This window comes from Streptomyces sp. NPDC057963 (genome assembly GCF_042887155.1).
Lineage (GTDB): Bacteria > Actinomycetota > Actinomycetes > Streptomycetales > Streptomycetaceae > Streptomyces.
Genome location: NZ_JBHVPX010000051.1, coordinates 1 through 13,860, shown reverse-complemented (window position 1 = coordinate 13,860; position 13,860 = coordinate 1). Strand labels below are relative to the sequence as shown.

Genomic DNA, 13,860 nt, shown 5'->3' with positions numbered 1-13,860 from the left:
TCCGGGTCGGCAGAAGAAGCAGGTCAAGCAGGCCAAGGGCAAGCGTAAGAGTGGTAACCCGATGAAGCGCAAGGCCGAGGAGCAGGCTGCCGCGGTCCGTCGTGAGCAGGCTGCGCAGGGCGGTGCGTTCGGTCTGCCGGCGCAGGACGACAAGGACTTCGAGCTGCCCGACGAGTTCAAGAAGTTCATGGGCTGAACGGCCGACGGCATCGGCATGTGCAAGGGGCGCTCACCGCGGGTGGGCGCCCCTTGCGCATGCCCGCCGTGCGGGGAAGCCGAGGCCGACCCGGCCCCGGCCGGGCCGCGGCAGGAAGCCCCGGTGCCTTGCACGGACGTGATCGCGAACGGTGCGCCCGCCTGCCTCTTCAGCGGCGCCGCGCGGCCCGGACGGGCATCCATCGGGCCTCGCTTCCCCCGGTGGGCCCACTGGAAGGGGCCACCGGGAGCTCTGAGGCGTTTTCTCATCTAATGTCACATTCAGTTGCTGTCGGCAGAGGAGAGCGCGTGACCACCCCCGTACCTCCCCGCGACCGACCCGATCAGCCGTGGCGCTCCGAGGGCGCGCCGCCGCCCCCGCCACCGGGCCGGAAGATGCCGGGAGGCTGGGGCGGACTGCTGCTGACCGCGCTCGCCGTCTACCTGATCGCCAATCTGGTGCTGTCCTTCTTCAACGGGGAGGAGGAGCGGACGATCGCGTACACGGAATTCAGCAAGCAGGTCACCTCGGGCAACGTCTCCAAGATCTACTCCAAGGGCGACGCCATCGAGGGACAGCTCAAGAAGGAGGCGAAGGTCCCGGGAAGCGACAAGACGTACACCAAGTTCGTCACCCAGCGGCCCGCCTTCGCGGACGACAACCTCTGGGCCGAACTGGTCAAGGACGACGTCATGGTCACCGCCGAGCCCGTCGTCCAGCAGCGCAGCTTCCTCGCCAACCTGCTGATCTCGCTGGCCCCGATGCTGCTGCTCGTCCTGCTCTGGGTGTTCATCGCCCGGCGGATGGCCAAGGGCATGGGCGGCGGGATGGGCGGCTTCGGGCGCAAGGCCCCGCCGAAGCCCGTCGAGCTGGAGGCCGGCAAGCGCACCACCTTCGAGGACGTGGCCGGGATCGACGAGGTCGAGGGCGAGCTCAACGATGTCGTGGACTTCCTGAAGAACCCGCAGGCATACCGGAAGATGGGCGCCCGGATGCCCGGGGGAGTGCTCCTCGCGGGACCGCCCGGCACCGGCAAGACCCTGCTCGCACGGGCCGTCGCGGGTGAGGCGGGGGTGCCGTTCTTCTCGGCATCGGCCTCCGAGTTCATCGAGATGATCGTCGGCGTCGGCGCGAGCCGGGTGCGGGAGCTCTTCGCGGAGGCGCGCAAGATCGCCCCCGCCATCGTCTTCATCGACGAGATCGACACCATCGGCCGGGCCCGCGGTGGCGGCTCCGGCATGGGCGGGCACGACGAGCGCGAGCAGACGCTCAACCAGATCCTCACCGAGATGGACGGCTTCTCCGGTTCGGAGGGGGTCGTCGTCCTCGCCGCCACCAACCGCGCCGACGTCCTCGACCCCGCCCTCACCCGGCCCGGCCGCTTCGACCGGATCGTCCAGGTCAGCCCGCCGGACCGGACCGGCCGGGAGGCGATCCTGGAGATCCACACCCGGCAGATCCCGCTCGCCGACGACGTGAACCTGGCCCAGGTGGCCGGGACGACCCCGGGAATGACCGGCGCCGATCTCGCCAACCTCGCCAATGAGGCCGCTCTGCTCGCCGTCAAACGCCGACAGCCCGAGGTCAGCCAGTCCGATCTCTCGGACGCCCTGGAGAAGGTCCAGCTGGGGGCGGAACGCTCACTGGTCATGTCGGACGAGGAGCGCCACCGGACCGCGTACCACGAGAGCGGGCACGCCCTGCTCGGCATGGTCCAGCCGGGTGCCGACCCGGTCCGCAAGGTCACCATCGTGCCGCGCGGCCGGGCCCTGGGCGTCACCCTCTCGACGCCGGACGCCGACAAGTACTCCTACACCGAGGAGTACCTGCGCGGCCGCATCATCGGCGCGCTCGGCGGGATGGCCGCCGAACAGGTGGTCTTCGGCGTGGTCACCACCGGCGCGGAGAGCGACCTGGAACAGGTCACCAACCTGGCCCGCGGCATGGTCGGCCGCTGGGGCATGAGCCAGAAGGTGGGCAGGCTGACGGCGATCCCGAGCGATGCCCAGCAGGCGTACGGGCTCTCCGCGGCCCCCGCGACGCTCGACGCGGTGGACGGCGAGATGCGGCGCATCGTGGACGAGTGCTACGAGTCCGCCTGCCGGCTCCTGCGCGAGAACCGGGACAGGCTGGACTCGCTGGCCGCGGCACTGCTGGAGAACGAGACGCTCGACGAGGCCGCGGCCTACCGTGCGGCGGGCATCCCCCGCCTGGCCAAGTAGCCGTCGCGGCCCGAACGGCGCCCGCGGGGTTCAGGTGGTGCACACGAGATAGCGGAAGACGTTCGGCATCCAGATCGTGCCGTCCCGGCGCAGGTGCGGACGGAGGGCCTCCGCGACCTCTTTCGCCACCCGGCCCCGGTCCGTCGCCCGTACCGCCGCATCGAAGAGCCGCGTCGACAGCAGCCCCCGTACCGCGCTGTCGACGTCCGCGTACCCGAACGGGCACGCCACCCGGCCCGAGCCGTCCGGGTTCAGACCCGACCGGTACGCCACTTCCTCCAGATAGTCCCGCTCCCACGGCCGCCAGCCACCGCCGCGCGGCGCCCCGGAATCGTCGGAGAACCGGCCCGCCACCCGCAGTACCGGCGCCGTCGCACACCGTTCCGGCGGCCCCCACCCGGTCAGCACGACCGTGCCGCCCCGGGCGGCCAGCGGTACGGCGGCTCGCAGCGCGTCCACGAGCCGTTCGCCGTCACCGGACGAGCAGCCGATCGGGGTGAACGCCGTGATCAGGTCGTACGGGGCTCCGTCGGCCGGGGCGGCCTCGGACGGATCACCGTCGAGGAGCCGGGCGTGCCCGGCCGGGAGCCCGGCATCGCTCCCCGCGCCGGGCAGCAGCCGGGCCCGCGCGAGTGCCAGCCGTTCGGAATCGCTGTCGACGCCGGTGACGCGCACACCGCGCGCGGACGCGATCAGCAGTGCGAGACCGGAGCCGCAGCCGAGGGAGAGCAGCCGGGTCCCGGTTCCCACTTCGAGCCGCTCGTACACCGCTTCGTACAGCGGTGCGAGCATCCGCTCCTGGATCTCGGCCCAGTCCCGGGCACGGGTCCCCGGGTCCACCGGGGTGGCCGTGTCCGCGTAGCTGTGGTGCCGGACGAGCGTTGGTGTCATGGAAGCGCCCCAATCCGCCGAGAGGTCGGTCGTGTCCGATCGGTCGTGCCCGAGTGGATGCTCCCCCCTGCGCGTCTGCGCCCGTTCCCCCCGTATGTCAGAGAACTGCGCATCCGCGCCCGCGTCCAGAGGTCTGATGGCAATGGTTGTGTGCTGCGGTGATGCGCCCGTGGGTCCGGTCCGTGGAGGCAGGGCCCGTCGCTCTGTGTGGTGGACGGTGTCGCCGTACGATGCGCGCCATGGCAAAGGCACCCGTTCTCACGCCCCAGGCCGAGGACTTTCCCCGCTGGTACCAGGATCTGATCAACAAGGCCGAACTCGCGGACAACGGTCCGGTGCGCGGCACCATGGTCATCCGGCCGTACGGATACGGCCTGTGGGAGCGGATGCAGCAGGAGATGGATGCCCGGATCAAACAGGCCGGCGCCCGGAACGCCTACTTCCCGCTCTTCATCCCCCAGTCTTACCTGACACGCGAGGCCGAGCACGTCGAGGGCTTCGCACCGGAGCTCGCGATCGTGACCCGCGCCGGTGGAAAAGAGCTCGAAGAGCCCGTGGTGGTGCGGCCGACGTCCGAAACGATCATCAACGAGTACTTCTCGAAATGGGTCCAGAGCCACCGCGATCTGCCGCTGCTGATCAACCAGTGGGCCAACGTCGTGCGCTGGGAGATGCGCCCGCGGGTCTTTCTCCGCACGACGGAGTTCCTCTGGCAGGAGGGCCACACCGCCCATGCCACGTACGAGGAGGCCCGCGACTACGCCGCGCACATCCACCGGGACGTCTACGCGGACTTCATGGTCAATGTCCTGGCCATCGACGTGGTCCTGGGCCGCAAGACCCCGGCCGAGCGCTTCGCGGGGGCCGTCAACACCCTGACGCTCGAAGGAATGATGCGGGACGGCAAGGCCCTGCAACTGGGGACGAGCCACGAACTCGGCACCAATTTCGCCAGGGCCTTCCACACCAGCTATCTGTCCAGGGAGGGCAGGCAGGAGCTCGTCTGGCAGACCTCCTGGGGCTCGTCGACCCGTATGGTCGGCGGCCTGATCATGGCGCACGGCGACGATCACGGCCTCCGGGTGCCGCCGCGCCTCGCCCCCGTCCAGGCCGTCGTCCTCGCGGTCAAGGAGGGCGACGCGGTGCTGACCGCGGTCCGGTCGATCGGGGAGCGGCTGCGCGCCGCCGGGATCAGGGCCGAGGTCGACGACCGCACCGACGTCCCGTTCGGCCGCCGCGCGGTCGACTGGGAGCTGAAGGGAGTGCCGGTACGGATCGAGGTCGGTCCGCGTGATCTGGAGAACGGCACCGCGATGCTGGCCCGGCGCGTCCCCGGTGGAAAGGAACCGGTGGCGATCGAGGCCCTGGCCGCGCTGCTCCCGGCCCTCCTGGAGGAGGATCAGGCGGCCCTGCTGCGGGAGTCCCGGGGCAGGCGCGAGTCGGCCACCAGTGAGGTCGCGTCGGCCGAGGAGGCCGTGGAAGCGGCGGCGGCGGGCGGTTGGGCGCGTATCGCCTGGCCGGCCCTCGGCCCGGCGGGGGAGGCCCGGCTCGCGGAGCACGGGGTGTCCGTGCGGTGCCTGGTCGCCGAGGACGGGTCGGTGCCGGATTCGGACGACGCCCCCGGTACTGTCGCCCTGGTGGCCCGCGCCTACTGACGCGCCACCCGCCTCCCGGGCCGGCGTACGGTTGCTCTCCACGCTGCTTGCTACGCGTCCGGGCGTACGGGCCGCTACATACCACCTTGGTGCGAGCTGTGAGACTTCTCCGCAGATCTGCGCACCCGCCCTCGTCAGGACGCATCAACGGCAACTGACTGGTACGTGCAAATTATTTGGGATGGCCCGGAATCGGAACACCGGGGCACTCGCGCTCGTTGTCACGACGTGAGCACGACACCACCTGTACTTGCCGCAGAGCTGGCGCAGGCGTGGGCCGATATTCAGCGGTACCACCCCGAGCTGCCGGATCTAGCCGCGCCCGAGTCCCTGATCGGAGAGTCCTCGTCCGCCTGCGGCGCCGAGCTCTCCTTCGAGCGACTGCTCCATGAGGCAGTCCATGGCATCGCCGCCGCGAGAGGTGTCCGCGACACCTCGCGGGCCGGCCGCTACCACAACCGACGATTCCTCGCGATCGCCGAGGAGTTGGGCCTCGACCACGCCGAGGAGCCCCACCCCAGCAGCGGTTTCTCGCTGGTCGCGCTCAACCCCGAGGCCAAGCGGAGGTACCGCCCGACGATCGAGCGGCTGCAGCGCGCCCTCAAGGCGCACACGGTCGCCACCGCCGCCGACACCAAGCGTTCCTTCCGCGGGCCGGCCGCCCGGCACGGCTCCTCCGGTGGGGGCGTCCGCGTCAAGGCCGTCTGCGACTGCGGACGCAATGTGCGGGTCGTCCCGTCGGTGCTGGCGCAGGCGCCGATCGTCTGCGGCGGCTGCGGAAAGCCGTTCCGCATCCCCGAAGCCGCGGTCGCGGTGGGGTGACCCGATGCGGTGTGGCACAATGGCTAGCTGTACTCGACAGTCGCATAGGACCCCTCTCTCCTCCGGCTGACGCGTCCATCGGGCACCCGAGTACCGCAACCCCACGTGGCATCTTCGTTGTGCCCAACCACGTCATAGACCAGGAGACACCACTTCCGTGGCAGTCAAGATCAAGCTGAAGCGTCTGGGCAAGATCCGTTCGCCTCACTACCGCATCGTCGTCGCCGACTCCCGTACCCGCCGTGACGGCAGGGCCATCGAGGAGATCGGCCTGTACCACCCGGTGCAGAACCCCTCGCGCATCGAGGTCAACTCGGAGCGTGCGCAGTACTGGCTGTCCGTCGGCGCCCAGCCGACCGAGCCGGTTCTCGCGATCCTGAAGCTCACCGGTGACTGGCAGGCCCACAAGGGTCTTCCGGCCCCCGCGCCGCTGCTGCAGCCGGAGCCCAAGGCTGACAAGCGCGCCCTGTTCGAGGCCCTGGCCAAGGACACTGGCGAGGAGTCCAAGGGCGAGGCCATCACGCAGAAGGCGAAGAAGTCCGACAAGAAGGCGGACGAGGCTGCTGACGCGGCTGCGCCCGCCGAGTCGACCGAGGCCTGAGCATGCTCGAGGAGGCTCTCGAGCACCTCGTGAAGGGCATTGTCGACAACCCTGACGATGTGCAGGTCGCCTCGCGCAACCTGCGCCGTGGTCGCGTGCTGGAGGTCCGGGTTCATCCCGACGACCTCGGCAAGGTGATCGGCCGCAACGGCCGCACCGCTCGCGCGCTGCGTACCGTCGTGGGCGCCATCGGCGGCCGTGGCATCCGCGTCGACCTCGTCGATGTGGATCAGGTTCGCTGACAGAGTTGAACACCGGCACGGGCCGGGGAGGGCCAAGCGCCCGCCCCGGCCCGTCGTCGTATGACAGGAGAGACACAAGGTGCAGTTGGTAGTCGCGCGGATCGGCCGTGCCCATGGCATCAAGGGCGAGGTCACCGTCGAGGTGCGTACGGACGAGCCGGAGCTGCGGCTCGCGCCCGGGGCCGTGCTCGCCACCGAACCGGCCGGCGCCGGACCGCTGACGATCGAGACCGGCCGGGTGCACAGCGGACGGCTGCTGCTGCGCTTCGAGGGCGTACGCGACCGTACGGCTGCCGAGGCCCTGCGCAACACGCTCCTGATCGCCGACGTCGACCCGGCGGAACTCCCCGAGGACCCCGAGGAGTTCTACGACCACCAGCTCATGGACCTCGATGTGGTCCTCGTCGACGGCACCGAGGTCGGCCGGATCACCGAGATCACGCATCTGCCGTCCCAGGACCTCTTCATCGTCGAGCGGCCCGACGGCAGCGAGGTGATGATCCCCTTCGTCGAGGAGATCGTCACCGAGATCGATCTCGACGAGCAGCGCGCGGTGATCACCCCGCCGCCCGGTCTGATCGACGAGAGCCAGGCCGTGATCGACTCCTCGCGCGACGAGGAGAGCGGCGGGGACGAGGCGCCCGGCACCGGGAAGGACGCCTGATGCGCCTCGACGTCGTCACGATCTTCCCGGAGTACCTGGAGCCGCTGAACGTCTCCCTCGTCGGCAAGGCCCGCGCGCGCGGCCGCCTCGACGTGCACGTGCACGACCTGCGTGACTGGACGCACGACCGGCACAACACGGTCGACGACACCCCGTACGGCGGCGGCCCCGGCATGGTCATGAAGACCGAGCCGTGGGGCGAGGCGCTGGACGACGCGCTGGCGTCCGGGTACGAGGCGGGGGCGCACTCCCCGGTGCTCGTGGTGCCCACGCCCAGCGGCCGTCCGTTCACCCAGGAGCTCGCCGTCGAGCTCTCCGAGCGGCCGTGGCTGATCTTCACTCCGGCCCGCTACGAGGGCATCGACCGCAGGGTGATGGACGAGTACGCGACCCGCGTGCCGGTCGTCGAGGTATCCATCGGTGACTACGTGCTGGCCGGCGGGGAAGCCGCGGTACTGGTGATCACGGAGGCGGTGGCCCGGCTGCTGCCCGGCGTGCTCGGCAACGCCGAGTCGCACCGGGACGACTCGTTCGCCCCCGGCGCGATGGCCGACCTGCTGGAGGGACCCGTCTACACCAAGCCGCCCGAGTGGCGCGGCAGGGGCGTCCCGGACGTCCTGCTCAGCGGGCACCACGGGAAGATCGCACGCTGGCGGCGGGACGAGGCGTTCCGTCGCACCGCGCTCCACCGGCCCGATCTGATCGAGCGCTGCGAGGCGAGCGGCTTCGACAAGAAGGACCGCGAGATCCTCTCCATCCTCGGCTGGTCCCCGGAGCCCGGGGGCCGATTTTGGCGCAGGCCCGAGGCCGTGGAACAATAGGCCGCTGCTGTACGTCCGACGTGCGCCCCTGCCACAGGGGGAAGCGACCGTTTTGACCCCCATGCGCATGGGGGTGGTCCCGACGCCCGTCCGACGCGATCAGCACTCCCATCTCCTCACGAACTCCCGCCGATGACCTGTGGCATCGGCGAAGAAAGCAGACAACATGGCTTCCCTGCTCGATGGCGTCAACGCCGCATCGCTGCGTACCGACGTCCCGGCGTTCCGCCCCGGTGACACCGTCAACGTCCACGTGCGAGTGATCGAGGGCAACCGCTCCCGTATCCAGCAGTTCAAGGGCGTAGTCATCCGCCGCCAGGGCTCGGGCGTCAGCGAGACCTTCACGGTCCGCAAGGTCTCCTTCAGCGTCGGCGTCGAGCGCACCTTCCCGGTGCACAGCCCGATCTTCGAGAAGATCGAGCTCGTCACCCGCGGTGACGTCCGCCGCGCCAAGCTGTACTACCTCCGTGAGCTGCGCGGCAAGGCCGCGAAGATCAAGGAGAAGCGCGACAACTGAGCTGACTCCCAGGTCCACAGGACGGCCGGTTAAGCTCTGGCCCCGATGGACACGGAAGCCAAGCCCTCGGAGCGCGATCGCTCCTTCGCACCCGCAGCAGGGTCGGAGGAGGGGTCGCGCTCCTCGCGTATCCCCGAGCGGTCGACCACCTCGACGTCGTGGCGGCGGACCGCCGTGCTCGGAGCCGTCTGCTCGGTCTTCGTGCTGCTCGTCAGCGCCTTCGTGGTGCAGCCCTTCCTGATCCCCAGCGGCTCGATGGAGTCCACCCTGCGAGTGGGGGACCGGGTGCTGGTGAACAAGCTGGCGTACCGTTTCGGCTCCGAACCGCGCCGCGGTGACGTGGTGGTCTTCGACGGCACCGGTTCCTTCGTACAGGAGCCGCCCCGGGAGAACCCCGTCACCGGACTGCTGCACGGCGCGGCAGCGTCCCTGGGCCTGGTGGAGCCCGTCGAGACCGACTACGTGAAGAGGGTGGTGGGCGTGGGGGGCGACCGGGTGGTCTGCTGCGACAAACGGGGAAGGGTCGAGGTGAACGGCCACCCGGTCGACGAGGACTATCTGTACCCGGGCGATGTGCCGTCCGGGGTGCGCTTCGACATCGTGGTCCCCGACGGCACGCTGTGGATGATGGGCGACCACCGCAGCAATTCCCGCGACTCGCGCGACCACCTGGGAGAGCCGGGCGGTGGCATGGTCCCGGTCGGCATGGTGATCGGCAGGGTGGACTGGATCGGCTGGCCGCTGGGCCGGCTGGGCTCGCTGCCGGGCAGCGCGGCCTTCTCCGGCGTACGGGCGCCGGGCGGGGCCCATGAGTAACCGGGACCGGGGGCAGGGCGGGGCCGCCGACTCGGAGACACCGCCGTCGACCGGCCCCCGGCCGACGGCCGCGCGCTCGCGGCCGACCAGGGCGGAGCGGCGCAGACTGGCCCGCAAGGTCGCGCGGCGGCGACGCCGGTCGGCCGTCCGGGAGATACCCCTCCTCATCACCGTGGCGCTGCTGATCGCGCTCGTGCTCAAGACCTTCCTGGTGCAGGCCTTCGTGATCCCGTCGGGATCGATGGAGCAGACCATCCGGATCGGCGACCGGGTGCTTGTCGACAAACTGACACCCTGGTTCGGATCCCGGCCCCAGCGCGGCGACGTGGTGGTCTTCAAGGATCCGGACCACTGGCTGAAGCAGGAGAATGCCGAGAAGAAGACCCCGCCCGTCGTCGTCAAACAGGCGAAGGAAGCCCTGACCTTCATCGGGCTGCTGCCGTCGGACGACGAGCAGGATCTGATCAAGCGGGTGGTCGCGGTCGGTGGTGACACCGTGAAGTGCTGCGACAAGGGCGGCCGGATCACCGTCAACGGCGTACCGCTCGACGAGCCCTATCTGAACCCCGGTAATCCGCCCTCCCTCATCAAATTCGAGGTAAAGGTTCCGGCCGGCCGGATCTTCGTGATGGGCGACCATCGGTCGGATTCGGCCGATTCGCGCTACCACCTGGACGAGCCGGGGCACGGAACGGTTTCCGAGGACGAGGTCGTGGGACGTGCTGTGGTCATCGCCTGGCCCTTCGGGCACTGGCGAAAACTGGAGGAACCGGAGACATTCGACTCGGTCCCTGACGCGCGCGCCGGGACGGCCGCTGTTTCGGGCCCGTCGAATAGTGTGTTGTCCAAGGATCCCAACGGAATGATCCCTCTCCCGACCCCTGCGGAACTCCCGCTCGTTATGGGAGTGGTGGGCCTGCACCGGCTAGGGCGCGGGCGGTGGCACGGAGTAAGGAGTGGATGTGGGGGATTTGGCGGTCGGCGCACGATCCGGACACGAGGAACCCGAGGACCGGCCGGAAAATCCGGAGAATGTCGAGTCAGCCGGGGCGACAGGCCGTACGGAGAGTGACGGCGACTCTCCGGACAGCGGCGGTACGGCCCTGAAGAAGCCGCGCTCCTTCTGGAAGGAGCTGCCTCTGCTCATCGGTATCGCGCTGGTTCTCGCGCTGCTGATCAAGACGTTTCTGGTGCAGGCGTTCTCGATCCCCTCGGACTCGATGCAGAACACGCTCCAGCGGGGCGACCGGGTGCTGGTCGACAAGTTGACCCCGTGGTTCGGCGCGGAGCCCAAGCGGGGCGAGGTCGTGGTCTTCCACGACCCGGGCGGCTGGCTGGAGGACACTCAGGCGGCCAATCCGAATGTGGTGCAGAAGTTCCTCAGCTTCATCGGACTGATGCCGTCCGCCGAGGAGAAGGACCTGATCAAGCGGGTCATCGCGGTCGGCGGCGACACGGTGGAGTGCAAGAAGGACGGCCCTGTCGTCGTCAACGGCAAGGCTCTGGACGACAAGTCGTTCATCTTCCCGGGGAACACCGCCTGCAACGACGAGCCGTTCGGCCCGATCAACGTGCCCGAGGGCCGGATCTGGGTGATGGGCGACCACCGTCAGAACTCCCTCGACTCCCGCTACCACCAGGAGCTGCCGGGCGGCGGCACGGTCTCCGACGACGAGGTCGTCGGCCGGGCCATCGTCGTGGCGTGGCCGATCAACCGCTGGGCGACGCTGCCCGTCCCGAAGACCTTCGACCAGCCGGGGATCAACACGGCGATGGGCCTGGCGCCCGGAGCGCTCGGCGCGGCCGGTGCGATCCCCATCGTGCTGTGGCGTCGCAGGAGGCTGACCGGCGGGCGTACCGCCGGGTAGTGTGCCGACTCGGATCAGCGGGTGTCGATCTCCGAGGTGGGGGCGCTGGGATGAGTGGAACAGGACGTACGGGTGACGGCCACGGTCGGCTCGGCAGCAAGCTGTCGGGGCTGGCCGTGGCCGTCGGCTGTGTGCTCTTCCTCGGCGGTTTCGCCTGGGGTGCCGTGGTGTACCGGCCGTACACCGTGCCGACCGGGTCGATGACACCGACGGTGCACGCCGGCGACCGGGTGCTCGCCCAGCGGATCGACGGCAGCGAGGTGCACCGCGGCGACGTGGTGGTCTTCACGGATCCGACGTGGGGCGCGGTACCGATGGTGAAGCGGGTCGTCGGGATCGGCGGCGACAAGATCGCCTGCTGCGACAAGGGCCGGCTCACCATCAACGGCACATCCATTGAGGAACCGTATCTGCACACCAAGAACCTGGCCTCGGTGAACGACTTCACGGCGGACGTGCCCGAGGGGCAGCTCTTCCTGCTCGGTGACGAGCGTGCCTCCTCGCTGGACTCGCGGGTCCATCTGGACGACCCGGGGCAGGGCTCCGTGCCGCGCAGCGCGGTGCAGGCCCGGGTGGACGCCGTCGCCTGGCCGATGGGCGGCATGATCGGGCGGCCGCAGGCCTTCGCCGCCCTCCCGGGCGGGGTGTCGTCGCCGGGGCCGCTGCGGTTGCAGCTCGGTGCCGTGGTGGCCGGTGTGGTGCTCATCTTCGGCGGTGCCGCGTACGGCCCGATCGCGGCACGGTCCGCGCGATCGGCGCAGAGCAGGCGGGCAGGGGTGACGACCGGTGCACACTGAGAAGCGGAAGGTCGCCCGGGTGGTGCTCCTGGATCCCGACGACCGCATCCTCCTCGTGCACGGGTTCGAACCGGAGGACCCCGGGAGCACCTGGTGGTTCACCCCCGGTGGCGGCCTGGAGGGCGAGGAGACCCGGGAGCAGGCCGCGCTTCGCGAACTCGCCGAGGAGACCGGGATCACCCAGGTCGAGCTGGGCCCGCTGCTCTGGCAGCGGATGTGCTCGTTCCCGTTCGACGGGCGCCGCTGGGAGCAGGACGAGTGGTACTACCTGGCACGTACCACGCAGACCGCCACCGACACCAGTGGGCTGACCGGGCTGGAGCAGCGCAGCGTCACGGGTCTGAGGTGGTGGACCTCCGCCGAACTGTCGGCGGCGCGTGAGACGGTGTACCCGACCAGGCTCGCCGAGCTGCTGCGCACGCTGCTCGACGAGGGTCCTCCGCGTACGCCACTGGTCCTGGCCCCCGAAATCGCCTAAGCGCCCAGGGGCGCCGGGGTCTGGCGCACAATGGGGGCACGCACGGCTGAAGGGGAACATGCCAATGAGCGCCGAGGACCTCGAAAAGTACGAGACCGAGATGGAGCTGAAGCTCTACCGGGAGTACCGAGATGTCGTCGGTCTGTTCAAATATGTGATCGAGACCGAACGGCGCTTCTACCTCACCAACGACTACGAGATGCAGGTGCACTCGGTTCAGGGCGAGGTGTTTTTCGAAGTTTCCATGGCGGACGCCTGGGTCTGGGACATGTACCGGCCCGCACGCTTCGTCAAGCAGGTACGGGTATTGACGTTCAAGGACGTCAACATCGAGGAGCTCAACAAGAGCGATCTTGAACTTCCGGGCGGCTGAGCCCGTTCTCCGCGGGGATACGGGAAGGATTGATTCCCGTTTCCGAGGAATGATTCCCCCTTCCGGGGGCTGACTCCGTCTCGGGGGGTTGATTCCCCCCTTCGGGTGGTCGGGTTGTCCACAGTCCCGGAGTTGTCCACCAAGATCCACGAGCCGGGACCGAACGCGTCAGAGTCGGTCCCGGAGGTGGTTCCGATATGAACGCACGGGGGGCACTCGGGCGGTACGGCGAGGATCTGGCAGCGCGGCTGCTGACCGACGCCGGCATGTCCGTACTGGAACGGAACTGGCGCTGTCGTGCCGGTGAGATCGACATTGTCGCGATGGACGCCGACGCACTCGTGGTCTGCGAGGTGAAGACCCGCAGGAAGGGTGCCTTCGAGCATCCGATGGCAGCCGTCACCCCGGTCAAGGCGGAGCGGCTGCGACGGCTGGCCGGGATCTGGCTCCACCGGCACGGCGGCCCGCCGTCCGGCGGGGTCCGGATCGACCTGGTCGGCGTGGTGCTGCCCAGGCGAGGGGCGCCCGTTGTCGAGCATGCGCGCGGGGTGGCCTGATGGGGTTCGCACGGGCGTGTTCGGTGGCGCTCGTCGGTGTCGAGGGCGTGGTGGTGGAGGTCCAGGCGGACCTGGAGGCGGGGGTGGCCGCGTTCACCCTGGTGGGGCTGCCGGACAAGAGCCTGGTGGAGAGCCGGGACCGGGTCAGGGCCGCGGTGGTGAATTCCGGGGCCGAGTGGCCGCAGAAGAAGCTCACGGTGGGTCTGTCACCGGCGTCGGTGCCGAAGGGCGGCTCCGGCTTCGATCTAGCAAACCTCTGCGAAAGACCTACTTAAACTGCCAGGCTGGGGCCATGAGCCCCATTCTTCGTAGCGCCATCGACACCGCAGCGGGTGGCCGT

General features: G+C 69.6%; 16 protein-coding genes and 2 pseudogenes. 17 read left to right on the top strand and 1 reads right to left on the bottom strand.

Annotated features, from left to right (window positions below; all coding sequences use genetic code 11):
• Both ACFVT1_RS40495 and ftsH read left to right on the top strand, forming a co-directional pair.
• Positions 1-196 (top strand): annotated as a pseudogene (locus ACFVT1_RS40495) (signal recognition particle protein); the annotation flags it as partial.
• A 308-nt stretch (positions 197-504) separates the two neighbouring features.
• On the top strand, positions 505-2,418 hold the full coding sequence (gene ftsH / locus ACFVT1_RS40490) for an ATP-dependent zinc metalloprotease FtsH (RefSeq protein WP_389805674.1): 1,914 nt from the start codon (positions 505-507) through the stop codon (positions 2,416-2,418).
• Positions 2,419-2,448: 30 nt separating this feature from the next.
• Here ftsH and ACFVT1_RS40485 read toward each other — a convergent pair whose 3' ends face one another.
• Positions 2,449-3,309: a class I SAM-dependent methyltransferase gene (locus ACFVT1_RS40485; RefSeq protein WP_389805671.1), complete on the bottom strand. Its 861-nt coding sequence runs from the start codon at positions 3,307-3,309 to the stop codon at positions 2,449-2,451.
• A 239-nt stretch (positions 3,310-3,548) separates the two neighbouring features.
• Here ACFVT1_RS40485 and proS point away from each other — a divergent pair, with 239 nt between their 5' ends.
• The 15 genes and pseudogenes from proS to ACFVT1_RS40410 form a co-directional block, all read left to right on the top strand.
• Positions 3,549-4,964 carry a proline--tRNA ligase gene (gene proS, locus ACFVT1_RS40480; protein ID WP_389805670.1) on the top strand — a complete coding sequence of 472 codons (1,416 nt, stop codon included), beginning with the start codon at positions 3,549-3,551 and terminating at the stop codon, positions 4,962-4,964.
• Between the two features lie 228 nt (positions 4,965-5,192).
• Positions 5,193-5,786, top strand: coding sequence for a hypothetical protein (locus tag ACFVT1_RS40475; protein WP_072487235.1), 594 nt, complete (start codon positions 5,193-5,195; stop codon positions 5,784-5,786).
• 157 nt (positions 5,787-5,943) lie between these two features.
• Positions 5,944-6,387, top strand: coding sequence for a 30S ribosomal protein S16 (gene rpsP / locus ACFVT1_RS40470; RefSeq protein ID WP_037689851.1), 444 nt, complete (start codon positions 5,944-5,946; stop codon positions 6,385-6,387).
• 2 nt (positions 6,388-6,389) lie between these two features.
• A complete protein-coding gene (locus ACFVT1_RS40465) occupies positions 6,390-6,629 on the top strand; it encodes an RNA-binding protein (RefSeq protein WP_005311361.1) in 240 nt (79 codons plus the stop codon).
• A 79-nt stretch (positions 6,630-6,708) separates the two neighbouring features.
• Positions 6,709-7,293: a ribosome maturation factor RimM gene (rimM, locus tag ACFVT1_RS40460; protein WP_389805666.1), complete on the top strand. Its 585-nt coding sequence runs from the start codon at positions 6,709-6,711 to the stop codon at positions 7,291-7,293.
• Entirely contained in the window at positions 7,293-8,114 is an 822-nt protein-coding gene (gene trmD, locus ACFVT1_RS40455) for a tRNA (guanosine(37)-N1)-methyltransferase TrmD (RefSeq protein ID WP_389805663.1), read from the top strand. The genes rimM and trmD overlap by 1 nt, the downstream gene beginning before the upstream one ends.
• Positions 8,115-8,280: 166 nt before the next feature.
• Positions 8,281-8,631: a 50S ribosomal protein L19 gene (rplS, locus tag ACFVT1_RS40450; protein WP_093899094.1), complete on the top strand. Its 351-nt coding sequence runs from the start codon at positions 8,281-8,283 to the stop codon at positions 8,629-8,631.
• A gap of 45 nt (positions 8,632-8,676) precedes the next feature.
• A complete protein-coding gene (gene lepB / locus ACFVT1_RS40445) occupies positions 8,677-9,447 on the top strand; it encodes a signal peptidase I (protein WP_389805660.1) in 771 nt (256 codons plus the stop codon).
• The gene (gene lepB / locus ACFVT1_RS40440; protein WP_389805658.1) at positions 9,440-10,519 is read left to right on the top strand and encodes a signal peptidase I; all 1,080 of its coding nucleotides are present in this window, start codon (positions 9,440-9,442) and stop codon (positions 10,517-10,519) included. Before lepB (ACFVT1_RS40445) ends, lepB (ACFVT1_RS40440) begins: the two co-directional genes overlap by 8 nt.
• Positions 10,419-11,315 (top strand): signal peptidase I, encoded by an 897-nt coding sequence (gene lepB / locus ACFVT1_RS40435; RefSeq protein ID WP_389805677.1) that lies wholly within the window; start codon positions 10,419-10,421, stop codon positions 11,313-11,315. The genes lepB (ACFVT1_RS40440) and lepB (ACFVT1_RS40435) overlap by 101 nt, the downstream gene beginning before the upstream one ends.
• Before the next feature lie 50 nt (positions 11,316-11,365).
• Positions 11,366-12,112 (top strand): signal peptidase I, encoded by a 747-nt coding sequence (gene lepB / locus ACFVT1_RS40430; protein ID WP_389805655.1) that lies wholly within the window; start codon positions 11,366-11,368, stop codon positions 12,110-12,112.
• Entirely contained in the window at positions 12,102-12,590 is a 489-nt protein-coding gene (locus tag ACFVT1_RS40425; RefSeq protein WP_389805652.1) for an NUDIX hydrolase, read from the top strand. The genes lepB (ACFVT1_RS40430) and ACFVT1_RS40425 overlap by 11 nt, the downstream gene beginning before the upstream one ends.
• Positions 12,591-12,654: 64 nt before the next feature.
• Positions 12,655-12,963, top strand: coding sequence for a DUF2469 domain-containing protein (locus tag ACFVT1_RS40420; RefSeq protein ID WP_003965949.1), 309 nt, complete (start codon positions 12,655-12,657; stop codon positions 12,961-12,963).
• A gap of 197 nt (positions 12,964-13,160) precedes the next feature.
• The gene (locus ACFVT1_RS40415; protein WP_389805649.1) at positions 13,161-13,520 is read left to right on the top strand and encodes a YraN family protein; all 360 of its coding nucleotides are present in this window, start codon (positions 13,161-13,163) and stop codon (positions 13,518-13,520) included.
• A pseudogene (locus ACFVT1_RS40410) lies at positions 13,520-13,780 on the top strand (magnesium chelatase domain-containing protein); the annotation flags it as partial. The gene ACFVT1_RS40415 and the pseudogene ACFVT1_RS40410, both read left to right, overlap by 1 nt.
• Between the last annotated feature and the right edge of the window lie 80 nt (positions 13,781-13,860).

Coding starts and splice junctions, on each gene's coding strand:
- lepB (WP_389805658.1), top strand. CDS start 9,440: ATGAGTAACCGGGACCGGGGGCAGGGCGGGGCCGCCGACTCGGAGACA.
- rplS (WP_093899094.1), top strand. CDS start 8,281: ATGGCTTCCCTGCTCGATGGCGTCAACGCCGCATCGCTGCGTACCGAC.
- lepB (WP_389805660.1), top strand. CDS start 8,677: ATGGACACGGAAGCCAAGCCCTCGGAGCGCGATCGCTCCTTCGCACCC.
- ACFVT1_RS40420 (WP_003965949.1), top strand. CDS start 12,655: ATGAGCGCCGAGGACCTCGAAAAGTACGAGACCGAGATGGAGCTGAAG.
- trmD (WP_389805663.1), top strand. CDS start 7,293: ATGCGCCTCGACGTCGTCACGATCTTCCCGGAGTACCTGGAGCCGCTG.
- lepB (WP_389805655.1), top strand. CDS start 11,366: ATGAGTGGAACAGGACGTACGGGTGACGGCCACGGTCGGCTCGGCAGC.
- ACFVT1_RS40485 (WP_389805671.1), bottom strand. CDS start 3,309: ATGACACCAACGCTCGTCCGGCACCACAGCTACGCGGACACGGCCACC.
- ACFVT1_RS40465 (WP_005311361.1), top strand. CDS start 6,390: ATGCTCGAGGAGGCTCTCGAGCACCTCGTGAAGGGCATTGTCGACAAC.
- proS (WP_389805670.1), top strand. CDS start 3,549: ATGGCAAAGGCACCCGTTCTCACGCCCCAGGCCGAGGACTTTCCCCGC.
- ACFVT1_RS40415 (WP_389805649.1), top strand. CDS start 13,161: ATGAACGCACGGGGGGCACTCGGGCGGTACGGCGAGGATCTGGCAGCG.